Source organism: Micromonospora sp. NPDC127501 (assembly GCF_040302185.1).
In the GTDB taxonomy this organism is placed as follows: domain Bacteria; phylum Actinomycetota; class Actinomycetes; order Mycobacteriales; family Micromonosporaceae; genus Micromonospora.
In genome coordinates this window covers 141,042-158,922 of record NZ_JBEORJ010000008.1, presented here as the reverse complement: position 1 = coordinate 158,922, position 17,881 = coordinate 141,042, and the positions used below count along the sequence as shown (strand labels likewise).

Below are 17,881 nucleotides of genomic sequence, written 5' to 3'. Positions count from 1 at the left end.
CGGGTGATGTCGCTAGGTCGACCGGCGCATCGTCCCAAACTCCTCAGCCACAGGCCGCCCCGATGGTGCGTGTCGTATCCCGTCTTTGTCAGCCAGACACCGCAGGAGCGGTCCAATGCCACGTTTCGAGCAGCTTTGGCTGCCCCAACCCATTCGTCCTCTCGACGACGTCATCGTCGCTCCGGACGTATCCGGCGGACTCGGCGACCCGCTGCGAGGGCACATTGCCCTGCACGATGCTCAGCCGCAGTCTGGTGGAGCCGAGTTCTTCGTGGCAGAAGGTCGTCATCAACCGCAGGGAACGCGACGCCAGGCCTCGGCCGCGGTGCGCGGGGCCGATGGCGTACCCCAGCACGCCGCTCGCCACGTGCAGTGCGACGAGGCCACGCGGCTCGCCGCCGTCGCGCGTCACGGCCAGGTCGACAACGCCCTGGGCGCGGCGCCGCCGGATTCTGACCAGAAAGGCGTCCGCGTCGAATGGAGAGGGAATATCGGTGTTCGCGGCGATGTCCGTCGCGTCGAAGAGGCCCGGCATGTGCGGCAGATCGGCGTCGAGCCAGTCCCGCAGCACAATCCCCTCCCCTTCCAGTACGAGAGGGGAGGCGATTGGATCGACCGCCGACGAAATTGTTGATTCGCAGGTCACGCAACATCCTGACACGGACGTCGCGCCGGCCTCGGCGCTGCCGTTGCTTGATCGACTCGCGTTGAAGGTCCCGGCGTCAGGGGCGACCGGGATACCGCGACTTCCATGAACGCGAGTGATCAAGCGCCGGACCGGGCGAGGCAGGTCCCAACCGAGGGCCGGGGACCGGGACGCCAGAGGATCACCGCACCCGGTGTGGTGCCGGGCGGGCTCGGCGTGGTGGCGCCGAGCCCGCCCGTTGCGGGTCGGTCGAGCGTGATCAGACCGGGCGTTGCAGGGTCAGCAGACCCGGCCGGTACGGCAGGAGGCCGTAGTCGCCGCCGGAGCTGGGTGAACGGCCCTGGTAGAGCAGTTGCAGGTTGCAGGGGTCGACGGTCATCGTCTGGTCGGCGTTGGTGCGCAGCAGCTCACCGTGGCTGATGTCGTTGGTCCAGGTGGCGCCGCTGTTGGCCTTGCCGGCGAACGGGTTGCTCTCGCTGGTGGCCTGCGGCGTCCAGGAGCCGCCCAGGCTGGTGGCCGTGAACGAGCGGAAGTAGCGGCCCTGCGAACCGATCGCCTCGACGATCATGAGGTAACGGTTCTGGCCCTGGAGCTTGTAGACCTGAACGGCCTCGAAGAGGTTGTTCGTGGTGTCGCTCATGATGGTCGTGTAGTTGGAGCCGAAGCTGCCGGGGAAGTTGCCGATCGGCATGCTGGCCCGGTAGATCTTGCCGTTGTCGCCGGCGAAGAACAGGTACATGTTCGTGTCGTCACCGATGACCGCCTGGTCGATCGGGCCGGTGCCCGAACCGGTGATGCTTCCGCTGAACAGGGTCTGTGCCGCGGACCAGCCGTTCGGGTTGGTCGGGTTGGTCGACGTCCGGTAGGAGAACGCGGGACCACCCCACTGGTAGGCGAGCACCCAGATGTTCTTTGGCGCGAAGTAGAACAGTGACGGCGCGACGGTCGCGTTGTTCATCGCGTTCTGGCTGGCGGAGGCCATCTGCGAGTAGTTCGTGAAGAGGCCGAAGTTCATCGAGCCCCACCGGGTGCCGTTGTCGTGGGTGGTGGCGTAGACGAGTTGCTGACCGTTGTAGGGGGCGACGGTGAAGTCCTTGAGTGACACCCAGCCCGATCTCGGGGTCGCCAACACTCCGGTGGAGGACCACCGGTACGTCGAGGGAAGGTTGCACGTCGGCGGCGGGTCGGTCGGCGGCGGGGTGGTCGGGGGCGGGTCGGTCGGCGGCGGGGTCGTGGTGCCACCGGTGCAGGTGACGCCGTTCAGGGCGAAGCTCGTCGGGTCGGGGTTGCTGCCCGTCCAGGACCCGTTGAAGCCGAACGACACCGTGCCGTTGGTCGGGACCCCACCGTTGTAGCTCACGTTCTTCGCCGTCACCGCCGACCCGCTCTGCGTCAGCGACGTGTTCCAGGCCTGCGTCACCGTCTGCCCAGCGCCGTACGACCAGGTCAACGTCCAACTGCTCAACGGATCACCCAGGTTCGTGATCGCCACGTTGGCGCCGAAGCCACCCTGCCACTGCGACGACACGGCGTAGTTCACCGAACAACCCTCAGCCGCGGCACCGGCCGGCAGCGCCGCGACAACCGTCGACGACACCAGTAGACCGACGCCGGCCGCAACCAGACCGACGTTGGTGGCTCTGGATCTGGCCATGTAGCACCCTCCTCGCGGGATGGCGGCCCCTGCATTGGTGGCGGTCTCTGTACGGTGACCGATTGTGAGCGTTAACAGGCCGCGTCAGGTATGTTACGGGAGCGCTCCCATACCCTCAACAGCATCTATCCCTCGTTCTCGCCCGCGTCGATTTGGCCGGTGCGGCTGACCCGGCAGGGACCTTCCTCAGACGACGGTGAGGGTGAGGACACCGAACTGGTTGGCCCGCTGCACGTAGTGCGGCAGATACAACTTCCACGTCACGCTCAGCTCGCGCCCGGCCCGCATCGAGGCTGGCACCTCGGTGACCATTTCGAAGACGGCACTGCCGCCGGCGGGGATCTGCGGAAGCGCGCGGCAGTTCAGTCGGTACAACTGGGCCGAGTTCACCGCGTCGTTTGTCGCGTCGCCGAGAGAGAACCGTTCCATCAGGTACCCCGGGCAGGGGTCCAGCGCGAGGGCGCCGTCGGTCGGGTTACCCAGCGTCACCCGGAAGGTGAGCCGCGACCCGGCGACGGCGGTCGTCGGCCCCTCAACGGCGACGGTGAGCTTCTCGAGCGGCGAGGACGGGGGCTTCGACACCGTCACCGGCTCGGTGAACCCGCTCGCGGACAGCGTCCCCCGCGCGCGAGGGTGGACCCCCTCCCCCTGCGGGCAGCCCGGACGCTCGTCGGCGGTGACCGGTGCGCGCAACCTGCCGCCGTCGTGCGGCAGCTCGATCGCGAGCTCCAACGACCCCTTCACGGGCTGACAGAACGGACCGGACCAGTCCAGGCGCAGGCTGGCGTGGCCGCCGGCCGGCACGGCGACCACCCGGGTGCGGCCCTCCACGTCGATGCCGTGGGTGTAGAGCATCGGGATCTCGCGGCCGCCGGCGAGCATGGTCGTGGGCACCTCGCCCTGCAGCGTGCACTCGACCGTCGACGAGTTCCGCACGTCCACTTCGCCGATGAGCTTGCCGATGGCGGCGTCGAAGCCGCGAGGCGTCTCACCGCCGGTGCCGGGCCGCGTCCACGTGGTGAGCCGGCCGGTCAGCTGCTCCGCCCGGCACGGCTCGCTGCCGGTGGCCGGCGTTCTCGGCGCGGCAGGGCGGCCGTTGAGGTCCTCGCCGGTGATCTTCAGGTCGGCCCAGGGCACGCTGCCGTCGGCGAGCAGTTCGGTGGGCGCCGGCTCCGCGACCGTCGGGTCCGAGCGACCCGGCTGGGCGTTCGGGTCGGCGCACGCCACCACCACGGTGAGGACGATCAGCAGTGGCACCAGTAGTCGACGCATGCCGTCACCCTCACACGAACGAAACGCACGGGCCTGAGTAGTCGTGCTCAGCGCCCGTCAGTCTCCGGCGGGCCCGGGGCCCTCGGCGATCGCGACGGGAGTGCCGAGCTCGACGGTACGGGAGACCGTGCACAACCGATCGTGCGACTGCTGCAAGGACCGGGGCAGCGCCGCACGGGCCGCGTCGCCCTCCGCGCCCTCCGGGAACGTCACTGTGAACTCGACCCGCAGGTTCCGCATCCGGTTTCCGCCGGCCTCGTCCCGGATCTTGTCACCGGTGACGGCGACGGCGAACCCGGTCGGCTCGGCACGACGACTGGTGATGTGGTCCACGTCCACAGCGGTGCAGCCGCCGATGGCGGCCAGCAGCAACTCCACCGGCGTGAAACTGCCGTCGTCGCCCGTGCCCAACGACACCGACCCGCCACGGGAGTTCCGCACGACGTAGTTGCCCAGGCTGGTGCGCTCGATCGCCACCGAACGGAAGGTGTCCTCAGTCATGACCGAAAACTACAGGCCTCCGCGATCACGAGTACATGAGATGCAGCGTCATCCCGGCATCGGCGTGCGCCAGGTTGTGGCAGTGGTTGGCCCACATCCCCGGGTTGTCGGCCCGGAACGTCACCTCCCACACCTCGCCCGGACGGACGTCGAACGAATCCAGCCACAGTGGGCTTCCGGCCGCCGGCTCGCCATCGCGGGCCAGCACCAGGACGTGGTGGCCGTGCAGGTGCCACGGGTGCACGATCTGCGACCGGTTGACGATGGTGAACCGTACGACGTCGCCCAGGCGTACGACCTGCGGTGGGATGTCCGGATCGGCCGCGCCGTTGACGGTGTGGGCGTACCGGGGCAGCAAACCGCTTAGGTCGAGGCCACGATCGAGGACGAGGGTGAACGTCTTGTCGAACCGGGACCAGGGCACCGCAGCGGCCGCCCCGTAGCCGAGCGGATCGAGCACCGGCCAGGCACCGGTCGCCGCCGACACCGGGCCGGTCGAGTAGACCGCCCGCCCGTCGACGAACAGCGCCACCGGGGTCGCCGGCGCGTCGAAGACCAGGTCGTAGCGGCCCCCGGCCGGGATCAGCACTGCGGTGTCCACCAGCGGCGTCGGGCCGCGCAGGTCGACGCCGTCGATCGCGGCCACCCGGAACGCGGTCCCGGCCAGGGCGTACCGGTGCGTCGTGCTGTCGGTGTTGATCAGCCGCAACCGCACCGGTACGCCGGCCTCGACCTTCGCCATCTTCGGCGCGGGCAACGGACGGCCCGCCAGGGTGTGCACCGCCACGGTGACGTCGAGACCGGTCGCCGGCCCCGGTCGCACCACCAGCACGCCGTAGAGGCCCATCCGTACGCCGACATCGGAGGCCGAATGCGTGTGGTACCAGTACGTTCCGGCCTGGTCGGCGCGGAAACGGTAGACGAACTCCTGCCCGGGCCGCACCACCGCCTGCGTCACGCCGGGTACCCCGTCCTGATCGTTCGGCACGTCGTACCCGTGCCAGTGCACAGTGACGCCGCGCCCGATGTCCCGGTTGCGCAGCGTCACCTCCACCACGTCGCCGACGGTGGCGGTCAGCTCCGGTCCGGGTACCTGCCCGTTGAACGCCCACGCAGCGACGCTCCGGCCGCCCGCGTCCACCGTGGCGGTCCCGGCGGTCAGGGTGAACCGCCGGGTGGGTTCGTCGGCGATCCGGGCCGCCGGAAAACCATGATCATGCGGTACGGCGGGCGCGGCGCCCGGGGCGACGGTCAGCCCGGTTCCGGTCAACAGCGCCGCGACCGCCACCACGAGGGCCAACCGGGACGCCGTCCGGGACGGGCGCGCACCGAGCGCACGCCCCGAGATCACCGTGGCCGCCACGACTCCGGCGACCGCGAGCAGCCCCGCCCCGGCCGACGCCGGATAACCGTGCAGGATCGTCACGAGCAGGGCGCCGCTCGTGGCGTACCCGGCGAAGAGCAGCGGGACCGCGACGGCCCGGATGTCGCCCGGGGCCCGCAGCAACCGCGGACCGGCGACGCCCACCGCCGTGAGCGACAGTGGGGCCGCGATGAGGACCTTCTCCGCGGCGAACCACCAGCCGGCACGGGCGAGGGCGGTGATCGTGATCGCGCGGGCGAGCGTGGCGAGCACGGCGACGGCCGCCAGTCCCAGTGCGAGCGGGCGGCGACGGGCGGCGGACGCGGCGCCACCACCCAGCCAGGCGGCGGCCGCGAGGACCGCGATCACGAGGTCGGCCACGAGCAGCGACCCGGTGGTCACGCCGGCTCTCCTTCCCGGGTGACCAGCCGAGCCGCGCCGGCGGGAACCGGGACGGCCAGCTGTCGCGCCGCCCGATGGACGCCGACCACGACGTGCACCGCGATGATTCCGTTGAGCGCGTGCAACCCACCGATGGTCAGGCCGAGCGGGGTGCTGACACCCGACGCGTCGGTGGAAGCCTCGGCCAACATGGCGATGAGCGGCTGGAGGAGGACGAGGCCGATCGGCAGGACCGCGAGGCCGACGATCTTTCCCGGCGCCTTCGCCAGCGCGGCGAGCACTGCGGTGAGCACTGTGAGAATCGGGATGACCGCCATGCCGTTGACGCTGTGCAGCGCGTACGCGTCCTCGCCGGCGGGTCTGGTGAACCCACCCACGGCGGCGAGGACGAACTGCACGGCGAACGCGACGAGCAGCAGGGCGCTGACGATGACGAGAGCCTTGCGCATGGTTACCTCCTAGAGGCGCGCCGAGGCGAGGGCCCGGGCGACGTGATCGGTGGCCGTGATCGCCCCGTACGCGACCAACCGCACGAGGTCGGCGTCGGCGGGGTGGGAGAGCCGCCAGAGAGCGACGTCGCCCGGGCTGATCGCACTGGGCGCGAACGCCGCCAGCAACGCGATCCGCGTCCCGATGCGGTCCGTGCCCGGCACGTCCCGCACCAGGTCGACGGCCCAGTCCGCGGGCCGGGCCGGGAACCGCCCGTCCTCCCAGCGCACGGTGGCCGTGACGGTCTGGCGCGCCACGTCGCCCAGCAGGTCCCCACCCCGGTTGGCGGCGTTGCGCAGCGACGCGTAGGCGACGCCCACGGGGCTGTCCCCCGCCCAGACGGGAGGTGATGCCGTCGGGTCGGCGTCGAGGAGCGGGAGGCTTCGGCCGGGCTCCTTCGGCTCCCGGGCCGCCTTGGCGTAGAGCCGACCGCCGACCGAGCGCACCAGCGGGGAGCGTTGCAGGCCGCCGGGGAGCAGATCGGAGTCGAGCAACGCGGAGACGACCCGGTTGACGAAGTGGAAGGCGAGCAGGGTGCCGGTGATCTCCGGGCCGTGGGTGCCGGTCCAGTCGGCGGCTCTGGGGCTGCGGCTCGCCTGCGCCCAGCCGACGAGCGCGGCGTGCCTCGGCTCGGTGGGCGTCTCGCCCCGGGCGACAGCCTCGGCCAGCTTCGGTGCGCCCAGCGCGTGCAGCAGCAGCACGTGGGCGTCGACGCAGAACTGACAGCGGTTGGCTCGGGACACCGCGGCCGCGACGAGTTCGCGCTCCACCCGGGGCGCGTTCCCGGCGAGCAGCGCCTCCCGCATCAGCGCCCAGGTCGCGGCCAGCACCTCCGGCACGGCCGAGAGCGCCTGGAAGGTCGGCAACGGCCCGAGAAAGTCGTCGCGCAACTGTTGGTAGACGGCCGCGGTGCGGCCGGTGGCCGCCCTCGTCGGCGTGGGGGTGAAGAAGCGGTATGTCATGGGCTCGATGCTCGTTCCGGCGGCCCGGGAAATCGTCGTGCCACCGCAGACACTTGCCCCGCCGCTCATACCGCGCCCGTGGTACGCCGCAGGTACCACGCGCGTGGGATGCTCCACCGACGACGGCCGTTCTACAGTGCGACCATGCGCCGTGACCTCCCGTACGCCCTCGGCGGTCTCGCCCTCGGCGTCCTCCTGCTCGGCAACGCCGTGCTCACCCCGGACGCCGCGCCGGTCGAGGTGCTCGACGTCGCCCTGGTCCTCGCCACCGTGCTGGCCCTGGCGGCGTGCCGGCGCTACCCGGTGGTGGCGCTGGGCGTGGTCACCGTCGCCATGCTGGCCGTTCACGTCCGGGTGCACCCCGGGGTGTCCGCCGCGTTCCCCGTCCTCTGCGCGGTCTACGTCAGCGCCTGGCAGGGACACCGGTCGGCCGCCGCCGTGGCCAGCCTCGCCTTCCTCGGTAGCTTCCTGGCCCGCGACATCTCGATGGCGCCGGCCGGCCGACCAGGCCAACTGGTCGCCGAGCGGACGGCCCTGCTGCTCGGCTGGTTCGTGGCGGCCAACGTCGCCGGGCTCGTCGCGCGGCAGCGCCGGGCGTACCTGGAGCAGGTCGAGCAGCGGGCGATCGAGGCCGAACGCACCCGCGAGGAGATGGCGTTGCGGCGCGCCGGGGAGGAGCGCCTGCGCATCGCCCGCGACCTGCACGACTCCCTGACCCACAGCATCTCGGTGATCAAGGTGCAGGCGGGGATCGCCGTGCACCTGGCCCGCAAGCACGGCGAGGAGCCGTCGGCGACGCTGCTGGCGATCCAGGAGGCCAGCGGCGCCGCGATGCGGGAACTCCGCACCACCCTCGACGTCCTCCGCGCGCCGACCGACGGCGATCGGGTCGGGCTGGCCCGGGTGGACGAGCTGGCCGAGCGGACCCGGGCCGTCGGCGTACCGGTGCAGGTGACCGTCACCGGCCAGCGCGGGGACCTGCCCGACGAGGTCGACCAGGCCGGGTACCGGGTCATCCAGGAGGCCCTCACCAACGTGGCCCGCCACGCCGGGCCCGCGACAGCGCACATCCAGGTGGAGTACGCCCCGGCAGGGCTGACCGTCGCGGTCACCGACGACGGTCAGGCGTCGCCGGCTGAGCCCCTGACCCCGGGCGTGGGCCTGCGCGGCATGCGGGAGCGGGTCAGCGCCCTGGGCGGCACGCTGCGGACCGCCGCACACGACGACCACGGGTTCACCGTACGGGCCACCTTCCCGCTGGACGGCCCGCGATGACCGCCCGCCGGCCGGAGGAGCCGGGATGATCCGGGTGCTGCTCGCCGACGACCAGGCGCTGATGCGAGCCGGCTTCCGGGCACTGCTCGACGCCGAGGACCACCTGGAGGTCGTCGGTGAGGCGACCGACGGCACCTCGGCCGTCCACCTGTCGCGGTGTCTGCGCCCGGACGTCGTGCTGATGGACGTGCAGATGCCGGGCCTCGACGGCATCGAGGCCACAAGGCGCATCGCCGCCGATCCCGACCTCGCCGCGATCCGCGTGCTCATCCTCACCAACTACGGGCTCGACTCCTATGTGTTCGCCGCCCTCCGCGCCGGCGCCAGCGGCTTCCTCCTGAAGGACGCCGACCCCGCCGACCTGCTGCACGCCGTCACCGTCGTCGCGCGCGGTGACGCGCTGCTCGCGCCGACCGTCACCCGCACACTGATCAGTGAGTTCGTGGCCGGCCCACCGCCGGCCGTGCCCACGGCCGGACGTGACGTGCTGACCGCCCGGGAGCAGGAGGTCGTCGAGCTGGTCGCCCGTGGGCTGACCAACGACGAGATCGCCGTGCGCATGGTGATCAGTCCGCTGACCGCCAAGACACACGTCAACCGGGCCATGACGAAGCTGCACTGCCGCGACCGGGCGCAGCTGGTCGTGTGGGCGTACGAGTCGGGGCTGATCACGCCGCGTCGGCGGTGACCGCCGTTTCCGAGAGCCGAGTCGATCACCCCCCTTGGGAACATGAGGGAGAGTCGACGCACTAGCATTGCCGCCGTCCGCGACGGCTCTGCTGAATCGAGGCGACATGCGTTGGCTCCGTCGTTTGCTGGGCGGTAGGCGAGTCCAGCTCGACCCGGGACGCCAGCAGGCGCTGCTGCACGACGTCCAGTCCCGGTACGGCCCCCACGCGCGGATCCGGTTCAACGAGCAGGTCGAGGCGCTCGCCGGTTCGCTCGACAGTGACGACGGCCTGGTGGTGGCGACCCGGATCGTCAGTCAGGTCGCCGACGAGGCCCACGTGGACCTTCAGGCGCAGGCCCAGGAGATCCACCGACGGACGGGCCGGCGACTGCTGGTGCACCGCCGTAACTACCGGCCGCTGTGGAAGGAGGCGGGTCCGGCCCTGCGCTGGCCGCTGTTCGCGTTGCCGTGCGGCTTCCACCCGTACGCGCAGGTGGCCGCCGCCGTCACCGTGGTCGGCAACCGGGCGCCCCGGCTCGACCGGGTGACCGACCCTAACCCGCTGGTGAGCCGCGTGTTCGAGGTGCTCGACCTGACCACCTCCGGCTGGGAGTACGGCCGGGTGCGGGTGGACACCGACGCCGCCACCCTGGCCGATCGACTGATCGTCAGTGCCGGGCAGGTCCTCGCGGCCATGGACGACCCGCCACGACTACCGCCCGCGGTCCGTGAGCTGATGCGTCGCAACAACACCGTCGCCGTGCACGACCCGGCCGGCCCTCGGGCGGTGGGCGGGATCAACCTGGGCGCGCGGATGCGGGAGCAGTTCCTGGTCTGACCACCCTCGCTACCGCTCGGGGCATCGACGCGCGAGATGCACGACGACGTCGGCGCAAAGCTCGACCGTCTCGGGCAGGACCTGTTCGATCTGGGCGAAGACCTGCTGCTGCTTCGAAGCCGGCAGCTCGAGATACGCCGAGATCGTCGACAGATGCCCGACGTAGTCGCGCGCACTCATCGTCAGCCGACGCTCGATCACTGTCTGCTGCACATCGGTGAACCAGGCGGAACGTCGGAGCTCGGTGCCCGGCCACTGCATGGCCTGCTCCGGGGGCGTGCCGTCGGGCGACGGAATCTCGTCGCTCTCCAGGAAGGGTGCCCGGGCGACGCGGACAGCGTCGGCCACCGCCGGGTCAACCAGCTGGGTTGGTCCACCGAACGAGGCGAACACGCCGCCGGGTTCCAGTAGCGCGGCCATCCGCGACCATCGCCCCTGCGGGTTCGTCCAGTGCAGTGCCGCTGCCGCGTAGACCAGGTGGTACCGCGCACCCGGCCGCAGGTCCTCGAATGCGGCCCGCACGGTCCGGACGCCTGCTGGCACGTGCCTGCGCAGCTCGGCGAGCATGGCCCCGTCCGGCTCGGTCGCGGTGACCGTGACGCCCGCTCCGGCGAACAGCCGGGTCGCCTTGCCGGTGCCGGCGCCGATCTCCAGCGCCTTTGCGAACCGGCCGGTCCGCGTACGTCAGCACCAGGTCGACGAGCTCGGCGGGGTAGCCCGGTCGGTACCGTTCGTACTGTCGCGCCACCGTCCCGAAGCTCAGTGCACGAACCGGCATGCCGACGATCCTGTCACGGCTCACGTCGGTGATGCCTGATCTTCCAGGCGAACGGGTCGGCTACGCGCCGCCGTGACGACAACTGCCCGCAACCGCTTGCCGGCCATCCGCACACCGCTCGACCATGTGCGGATGGGGCCGGAGCGTCGGGTGATCGTCGGAGTCGACGTGGGCACCACTGCCGTACGGGCTGTCGCGTTCGCACTGGACGGCACCGCACGATACGTCGCGACGCGGGAGTACCCACTGTTGGAGCCGGTGCCCGGCTGGCAGGTGCAGGAGCCGGACGTGCTCATGGCGGCCACCCTGGCGGCGATGTCCGCGTGTGTGGCCGGCACCGCCGGGGCGGAGGTGGTCGCCCTCGCGCTGAGTTCCGCCAGGTACGGCCTGATCGGGCTGGACGCGGCCATGACGCCGGTGACGCCACTGCTGACCCGGCGCGACGTGCGGTCGTCGGAGGCGGCCCGTGAGTTGCGGTTGTCCGGCCAGAGCCGGGAGCTGCACCGGTTGACGGGCACACCCGTGCACGCGATGAACCCGCTCTGCAAGCTCCTGTGGTTCGCCCGCCACGAGCCGTACCTCTGCACGGCGACGCGGTGGTGGATCGGCCTCAAGGACTACGTGGTCCATCGGCTCACCGGGATGCTGGTGACCGAGTTGTCCTCGGCATCCGGCACCGGGATGTTCGACGTGCACCGTCGGGGGTGGAGTCCCGCCGTACTCGATCTTGCCGGGGTGTCCGAGAGTCAGCTGCCCCCGGTGCTGCCCACGACGGCGGTGTTGCGGTTGTCGCCGACGGCCGGGCGCACGGTCGGCCTGCCCTCCGGCACACCGGTCGTCGTCGGCGCGGGAGACGGTCCGTTGCGCAGTCTGGGCGCGGCGGCGATCGACCCCACCGTCGGTGGTCTGACGCTCGGGGCCACCGGGGCCCTGCGGACGGTCGTCGAGGCTCCCCTCACCGATCCGGCGGAGACCTTCTCCTGCGGTGCGCTGACCGACGACGCGTGGGTTGTCGGCGGCGCGCTCAGCAACGGCGGCAACGTCGTGCGCTGGGCGGGACGCGTCCTCGGTGACGACAGTGCCGCGCCCGCTCTCCTGGATCTCGCCGAGCGGATCGCACCGGGTAGCGACGGTCTCGTGATGCTGCCCTACCTGCGGGCCGACGAGGCCCCGCCGCAGGGCTACGCCCCGCCGGGCGCGTTCCTGGGCCTGCGCAGCGAGCACTCGCGCGGCCACCTGGTCCGGGCCGCCGTGGAGGGCGTCTGCCTGCAACTCGCCGGTGTCCGTGACCGGCTGGCCGAGCTGACGCCGATCGACAGCGTCCGCCTGACCGGCGGCGCCTTCGGGTCTGCGCTGTGGCGCGAGGTGATGGCGGCGGTGCTGGACTGCCCGGTCCGCGTCGCGGGCGTGGCCGACCACGTGACCCTCGGCGCGGCGACCCTCGGGCTCTTCGCGGTCGGCCACACCGCCGATCTTCAGGAGGCGGTCACCCAGCTCGATCCCGAGGTCGCCGGCGGCGAGCCCGTCGCGGTGGACCCGGCTCTCGCCGCGGCCTATCGCGGTCTGCGGACGAGGCTGCCCGCGCTCCTCACCGTCGCGGGTCGGCTGGGTGAGATCCTCGACGCCAGCGCCGGCCTCAGTGCTCCGGCTCGTCCTTGACCTGGGCCACCAACTGGGTCGGGTTGACGTAGCGCAGCGCGACGACGAGGAGGACCAGCATCATCGAGGTGTAGATGACCGCCATGGCGTCGACCGACTGTTGCGCCCTGATCCCGGACGCGGACATCGAGTAGTAGAGCGCCACCACCAGGGTCTGCGAGTCCGGCCCCGCGGTCAGGAAGGTGAGCTCGAACATGCCCACGGTCCGGACCAGCACGAGGATCGCGGAGGCGAGGATGCCCGGCACGAGCAGCGGCGTGAGGACCCGGAGGAACACCGTCCGCAGGCCCGCGCCGCACATGCGCGCGGCGCTCTCGATCCTCGGGTCGATCTGCTCGATGAACGGGGTCATGGTCAGGATGACGAAGGGCACCGACGGCACGAGGTTGGCGAGCACCACCCCGGACATGTGCCCGGCCAGGCCGAACTTGTAGAGGACGGTCGCCAGCGGGATGCCGTACGTGATCGGGGGCATCAGGATGGGCAGCAGGAACACCAGGAAGATCAGCCGTTTGCCCGGGAACGAGCGCCGCGCGAGGGCGTAGGCGGCCGGCACGCCGATCACCAGCGAGAGGCCCACGACGAGTACGGAGACCTCCAGCGTCACGACGATGACCGACAGGAGCGCGAACTCGTCCCAGGCTCGGGCGTACCAGCTGGTGGTGTAGCCGTCCGGGAGCCAGGTGTCGAACCAGCGCCGGCCGAACGAGCTGACCAGCACGGACGCCACGACGCCCAGCAGGTTGAGGAAGAAGAAGATGACGACGCCCCACACGATCCAGGCGGCCGGACGCGCGGCGATACGCCGCCGCCGGTCGGTGCTGGTGGCGGGGGGCCGCGCTGGTGGGGCCTGGGTGGTCGTTGCCATCAGCCCTTGCCTCCGGTGGAGCCGGTGTAGAAGCGGCTACGAGCGGCGAGCACCACCGCGATGATGACCAGCTCGACGAAGCCCATGATCATGGCGATCGCCGACGCGTACGGGTAGTCGTACTGCTCGTAGGCCGCCTGATAGGCGGCGAGGGAGATGACCCGGGTCTCCCCGGCCGGGTTGCCGACCAGAACGGCCGACGGGAACACGCTGAACGCCAGCACGAACGTCAGGCAGAAGGTCGTGGCGAGGCCGGGCATCAGCAGCGGCAGGGTGATCCGGGTGAACCGACGGCGCCAGTCCGCGCCCAGCGTCGCGGCCGCTCGCTCCAGGGTCGGGTCGATGCCGGACAGGTACGAGAGCACCAGCAGGAACGCGAACGGAAAGCCGGTGATCACCAGCGAGAAGAACACGCCCCAGTAGTTGTGGGTCAGCCGCACCGGCTCGTCGACGAGGTTGCTGGCCAACAGGATCCGGTTGAACCAGCCGGTCGGGCCGAGGAAGTTCAACAACCCCTGTGCGGTGAGGACCGTGCCGAGCGTGATCGGCACGACCAGCAGCGTGGTGACCAGCCGCTTGCCCCGGAACCGGCCGCGCATCCGGTAGGCGATCGGCACCGCGGCGAGGACGTTCAGGAGCGCGGCGGGCAACGCGATCCGCAGCGTGATCCAGATCGTGCCCCGCTCGTAGGAGTCGGAGAAGAACCGGGCGTAGTCGCTGAACGGCCCGCCCCTGGTCGGCTGGAACGAGAGCGTCAGCCCGTAGAAGAACGGGTAGAGGAACAGGGCGATGACGAAGACCAGGGCCGGGACCAGCAACCAGAGCTGACGATCGACGCCCCGCTCGGCGAGACGGTGCTGCCAGTGCGCCAGCGGCCTCCCGGGCCCGGCGCCGCTCACCGTGTCGCCCCCGGGGCGTCCGCGAGGCGGTCGGGCTGCGTCGACGCGTCGGTGGAGTAGACCAGCAGCCGCTGCGGGTCGACGGCGAGCTTGACCTGGTCGCCCGGCGCGATCCGCTGCTCGGTCCGCAGGTGCAGCAGCAGCCCGGTGTCGGTGCGGGCCTCGGCCGCCAACTGGCGGCCCTGGTACTCCACCACCTCGACCGTCGCCGACATGGCGTTGCCGATCTCGCCGGGCCCGTCGACGCGGATGTCCTCGGGGCGTACCGCGAGCACGACGTCCGCCCCGGGCTGGAGGCCCCCCACCACCTCGCCGAGCAGGCGATGGCCGGACGCCTCGACGGTGGCCCGGGCACCGTCGGACTGCTCCACCCGCCCCCGCCACAGGTTGCGGTAGCCCATGAAGTCGGCGACGTGCCAGTTCGTCGGTCGGGTGTGCAGCTCACGCGGCGAGCCGATCTGCTGCACCCGCCCCTCCCGCAGCACCACCAGCCGGTCGGCCAGCGACAGCGCCTCCTCCTGGTCGTGGGTCACGTAGACGGTGGTGAGCCCCAACGACTGGTGCAGCCGGCGGATCTCGGTCCGCATCTCCAGGCGCAGTTTGGCGTCGAGGTTGCTCAACGGCTCGTCCATCAACACCAGGGACGGCTCGAACACGACGGCCCTGGCGATGGCGACGCGTTGCTGCTGGCCACCCGAGAGCTGACCGGGCAGCTTGTCGACGTGGTCCTCCAGTCGAACCAGCCGGACCGCCTCCGCCGTACGCCGGCGCGTCTCCTCCTTGGGCAGCCGCCGCATCCGCAGTCCGAAGGCGATGTTCGCCCGGACCGTCAGGTGCGGAAAGAGGGCGTAGCTCTGGAACACCATGCCGAAGCCGCGCCGCTCCGGCGGGAGCGTGTCGATGCGGCGCTCGTCCTGCCAGATGCTCCCCTCCGTCAACGGCAGCAGCCCGGCCAGGCAGTTCAACGCCGTCGACTTGCCGCAGCCGGACGGGCCGAGCAGGGCGATGAACTCCCCCGCCTCGATCGTCAGGTCCAGCCCGGTGAGCGCGGCCTGGCCACCGAACCGGCGGGACACCCCGTCCAACCGCAGCTGGGTGAAGGCGCTCATCCCTGCTTGACCTTGCCGCCGCCGATCTCGCGGTCCCAGCGGCTGAACGCCGCCACCAGGCTCTTCGCGTCGAGCGGGACCTCGGTCGGGTTTCCGGCGATCAGCGCGTCGTACTCGGGGCGACCGAACTCCCGGATCGCGTCCTGGCTCTTCTGCGGCGCCGACGAGAGCTGGACCTCCTTGATCGCCGGGCCCGGGTAGAAGTAACCCTCGTCGTACGCCTTCGCCTGCTGTTCAGGGGTGAGCATGAACGCCAGCAGGGCCAGCACGGCGGCCTGGGTGTCGGTCGACACGCCCTTGGGCAGGACGGCGTAGTGCGCGTCGGTGACCCAGTGGAAGCCGTCGATCGGGGTGATCCTGGCCTCCTTGGGCACGGTGCCGAGCACCCGCGGGTTGATGTCCCAACCGGTCGTGCTGACGATCAGGTGCGCGGTGCCGTTGGCGAGGTTCTTCATGGTCTCGGTGGTGCCGGACGGGTAGTAGTCGACGTACTGGCCCAACTCCTTGAGGAAGGCCCACGTCTTGTCCCAGCCGGCGGTGGGGTCCTTGGGGTTCGAGTCGCCCAGGATGTAGGGCAGACCCATCAGGAACGTCCGGCCCGGGCCGGAGTTGGCCGGGCGGGCGTACTGGAACTTCCTGGGGTTGGCTCTGGCCCAGGCGAGCAGCGCGTCCGCGCTGGTGGGTGGCGTCGCCAAGCGGGACGGCAGATATTCGAGCAACGGACCTGACGGATAGTAGGTGACGGTGACGCCCGCGTTGCCGGCGAGCTTCTGCATCGCGGCGGCCGGCTCCAGGTAGTTGCTCATGCCGCCGAGACGGTCCTGGAAGGTCGGCAACACGTCGATCCAGAGCCCCTGCTCGATCCCGGCGGCCAGGCCGTCGACGCCGGTCAGCACGAGACCGATGTCCACCCGGTCCGCCCCCTGCTGAGCCTTGATCTTCCCGGCCAGCTCGGGCGCCGGCGCCTTCGAATAGGTCACCCGGGAGATCACGTCGGGGTTCTTCGAGACGAACTCGTCGATCATCCCCTGGGTCAGCTGGAGGTTGCCCGCCACGTCGAGAACGTTGAGCGTGACGGCCTTACCGGGCCGCTGGGGCACCTCACCGGTGTTGTCGCCCTTGTTGTCGCCGGGGGCCTCGGGTGCCCCACACCCGACCGCGCCCACCAGGAGCGACGATGCCGTGACCAGGAGAGCGCCGCGCCGCGAGATACCCATGAGCCGTTCCCTCCGCCAGGTGTCATCAGTGCTGATTGAGGCAGCCGGCGCGCCGCGGCGGCAACGGGTTGCCATGTATTGCCTCGCGCGAATGTGATCGGGCTGCTGGATTGTTGCGGGGGCATTGCCGAGTATTCACAGCCGCCATACCATGATCACGGCGCGTAGCCGGGAGGAGCATGCAGATGCCCGACCACATCAGGCCGCCGGGACAGCGAGTCACGATCTACGACGTCGCCCTCGAGGCAGACGTCTCACCGTCCACGGTGTCCCGCGCCTTCTCCCGACCGAGTCGCGTCAACTCCGAGACCGCCGAACGGATCCGGCAGGTCGCCGAGCGGTTGGGCTACCGGACCAACCCCCTCGCTCGCGCCCTCACCACGTCCCGCACCCAGATGATCGCGCTGGTCATCGCCGACATCACCAACCCGGTGTACGCCGAGATCGTGCGCGGAGCGCAGGAGGTGGCGGCCGACGGCGAATACACCACGGTGCTGATCGACGCCCAGGAGTCCGACCGGCTGGAACGGGCGGCGGTCGAACGCACCATGTCGACAGTCGACGGCATCGTGCTGGCCAGCAGCCGGATGTCCGACTCGGCCATCCGGATGGTCGCCAAGCAGCGACCGGTGGTGGTCCTCAACCGCGCTCTCGCCGACGTGCCGTGCGTCGTCACGGACGACAGTCGTGGGGTGCGGCGTGCCGCCGAACACCTCGGTGAGCTGGGGCACGACCACATCACCTACGTCGCGGGCCCCCAGGCGTCCTGGCCCAACGGCGTGCGCTGGCGCTCGCTGCTCGAGGCGGGCATGGAGCTGGAGATCAAGGTTCGCCAGATCGGGCCGTTCAGCCCCACCTTGGCCGGCGGTGAGCGGGCCGCGCAGGAGCTGTGCGCGCGTCCCGCGACGGCGGTCCTGGCCTTCAACGACCAGATGGCCATCGGGATCATCCGTGGTCTCAACCGGATGGGCGTCAACGTTCCGGGCGACGTCAGCGTCGTGGGCTTCGACAACATCCTCGCCGCCGACATCGTCACGCCCGGGCTCACCACCGTCGCGGCACCGCTCTACGCGGAGGGCTCGGCCGCTACCCGGCACCTGCTCACGATGATCGAGGGTGCGCGCGGGCACACCGGCCGGCCGATGGTCCTGCCGGTACGCCTCGTGGTCCGCGACTCGACGGCCGCGCGCAACCCGAGCCCCGGTCGGGCCAGACCAGCGTGGGTACGGCAGCGGCCGGTTCCCGGCCCGGCGGCCCACCTGCCGTGAGGGCCGAGCGG

The 17,881-nt window shown here is 71.1% G+C and carries 17 protein-coding genes; 5 read left to right on the top strand and 12 right to left on the bottom strand.

The window, feature by feature from the left end; all coding sequences use genetic code 11:
* Window positions 1-88: 88 nt before the first annotated feature.
* The 7 genes from ABTW72_RS19900 to ABTW72_RS19870 form a co-directional block, all read right to left on the bottom strand.
* Entirely contained in the window at window positions 89-646 is a 558-nt protein-coding gene (locus tag ABTW72_RS19900; RefSeq protein ID WP_350860737.1) for a GNAT family N-acetyltransferase, read from the bottom strand.
* 259 nt (window positions 647-905) lie between these two features.
* Window positions 906-2,300, bottom strand: coding sequence for a glycoside hydrolase family 62 protein (locus tag ABTW72_RS19895; RefSeq protein ID WP_350860735.1), 1,395 nt, complete (start codon window positions 2,298-2,300; stop codon window positions 906-908).
* Between the two features lie 186 nt (window positions 2,301-2,486).
* Window positions 2,487-3,572, bottom strand: a complete 1,086-nt coding sequence (locus ABTW72_RS19890; protein WP_350860733.1) for a hypothetical protein — start codon at window positions 3,570-3,572, stop codon at window positions 2,487-2,489.
* Between the two features lie 57 nt (window positions 3,573-3,629).
* Window positions 3,630-4,073, bottom strand: coding sequence for an OsmC family protein (locus ABTW72_RS19885; RefSeq protein WP_350860731.1), 444 nt, complete (start codon window positions 4,071-4,073; stop codon window positions 3,630-3,632).
* Window positions 4,074-4,098: 25 nt separating this feature from the next.
* Complete coding sequence (locus tag ABTW72_RS19880; RefSeq protein ID WP_350860729.1) at window positions 4,099-5,838, bottom strand: multicopper oxidase family protein; 1,740 nt, start codon at window positions 5,836-5,838, stop codon at window positions 4,099-4,101.
* Window positions 5,835-6,287: a DUF6220 domain-containing protein gene (locus ABTW72_RS19875; RefSeq protein ID WP_350860727.1), complete on the bottom strand. Its 453-nt coding sequence runs from the start codon at window positions 6,285-6,287 to the stop codon at window positions 5,835-5,837. The genes ABTW72_RS19880 and ABTW72_RS19875 overlap by 4 nt, the downstream gene beginning before the upstream one ends.
* 9 nt (window positions 6,288-6,296) lie before the next feature.
* A complete protein-coding gene (locus ABTW72_RS19870; RefSeq protein ID WP_350860725.1) occupies window positions 6,297-7,289 on the bottom strand; it encodes a carboxymuconolactone decarboxylase family protein in 993 nt (330 codons plus the stop codon).
* 144 nt (window positions 7,290-7,433) lie between these two features.
* Here ABTW72_RS19870 and ABTW72_RS19865 point away from each other — a divergent pair, with 144 nt between their 5' ends.
* The 3 genes from ABTW72_RS19865 (at window position 7,434) to ABTW72_RS19855 (ending at window position 10,072) form a co-directional block, all read left to right on the top strand.
* Window positions 7,434-8,564, top strand: coding sequence for a sensor histidine kinase (locus tag ABTW72_RS19865; RefSeq protein WP_350860723.1), 1,131 nt, complete (start codon window positions 7,434-7,436; stop codon window positions 8,562-8,564).
* A 25-nt stretch (window positions 8,565-8,589) separates the two neighbouring features.
* On the top strand, window positions 8,590-9,252 hold the full coding sequence (locus ABTW72_RS19860) for a response regulator (protein WP_112736509.1): 663 nt from the start codon (window positions 8,590-8,592) through the stop codon (window positions 9,250-9,252).
* A 106-nt stretch (window positions 9,253-9,358) separates the two neighbouring features.
* Entirely contained in the window at window positions 9,359-10,072 is a 714-nt protein-coding gene (locus ABTW72_RS19855; RefSeq protein WP_350860721.1) for a hypothetical protein, read from the top strand.
* Between the two features lie 9 nt (window positions 10,073-10,081).
* On the opposite strand, the gene ABTW72_RS19850 is transcribed toward ABTW72_RS19855, so the two are convergent.
* Complete coding sequence (locus ABTW72_RS19850; RefSeq protein WP_350860994.1) at window positions 10,082-10,690, bottom strand: class I SAM-dependent methyltransferase; 609 nt, start codon at window positions 10,688-10,690, stop codon at window positions 10,082-10,084.
* Between the two features lie 292 nt (window positions 10,691-10,982).
* On the opposite strand from ABTW72_RS19850, the gene ABTW72_RS19845 reads away from it, so the two are divergent.
* Window positions 10,983-12,509 (top strand): gluconokinase, encoded by a 1,527-nt coding sequence (locus ABTW72_RS19845; RefSeq protein WP_350860719.1) that lies wholly within the window; start codon window positions 10,983-10,985, stop codon window positions 12,507-12,509.
* Here the strand turns inward: ABTW72_RS19845 and ABTW72_RS19840 are convergent.
* The 4 genes from ABTW72_RS19840 to ABTW72_RS19825 are packed head-to-tail and all read right to left on the bottom strand — an operon-like array spanning window position 12,487 to window position 16,602.
* Window positions 12,487-13,377 carry an ABC transporter permease gene (locus ABTW72_RS19840; RefSeq protein ID WP_350860717.1) on the bottom strand — a complete coding sequence of 297 codons (891 nt, stop codon included), beginning with the start codon at window positions 13,375-13,377 and terminating at the stop codon, window positions 12,487-12,489. The genes ABTW72_RS19845 and ABTW72_RS19840 overlap by 23 nt on opposite strands.
* On the bottom strand, window positions 13,377-14,276 hold the full coding sequence (locus tag ABTW72_RS19835) for an ABC transporter permease (RefSeq protein ID WP_350860715.1): 900 nt from the start codon (window positions 14,274-14,276) through the stop codon (window positions 13,377-13,379). The genes ABTW72_RS19840 and ABTW72_RS19835 overlap by 1 nt, the downstream gene beginning before the upstream one ends.
* A complete protein-coding gene (locus ABTW72_RS19830; RefSeq protein WP_350860713.1) occupies window positions 14,273-15,385 on the bottom strand; it encodes an ABC transporter ATP-binding protein in 1,113 nt (370 codons plus the stop codon). The genes ABTW72_RS19835 and ABTW72_RS19830 overlap by 4 nt, the downstream gene beginning before the upstream one ends.
* On the bottom strand, window positions 15,382-16,602 hold the full coding sequence (locus ABTW72_RS19825) for an ABC transporter substrate-binding protein (RefSeq protein ID WP_350860711.1): 1,221 nt from the start codon (window positions 16,600-16,602) through the stop codon (window positions 15,382-15,384). Before ABTW72_RS19825 ends, ABTW72_RS19830 begins: the two co-directional genes overlap by 4 nt.
* Before the next feature lie 185 nt (window positions 16,603-16,787).
* Here ABTW72_RS19825 and ABTW72_RS19820 point away from each other — a divergent pair, with 185 nt between their 5' ends.
* Window positions 16,788-17,870: a LacI family DNA-binding transcriptional regulator gene (locus ABTW72_RS19820; protein WP_350860709.1), complete on the top strand. Its 1,083-nt coding sequence runs from the start codon at window positions 16,788-16,790 to the stop codon at window positions 17,868-17,870.
* Window positions 17,871-17,881: the final 11 nt, after the last annotated feature.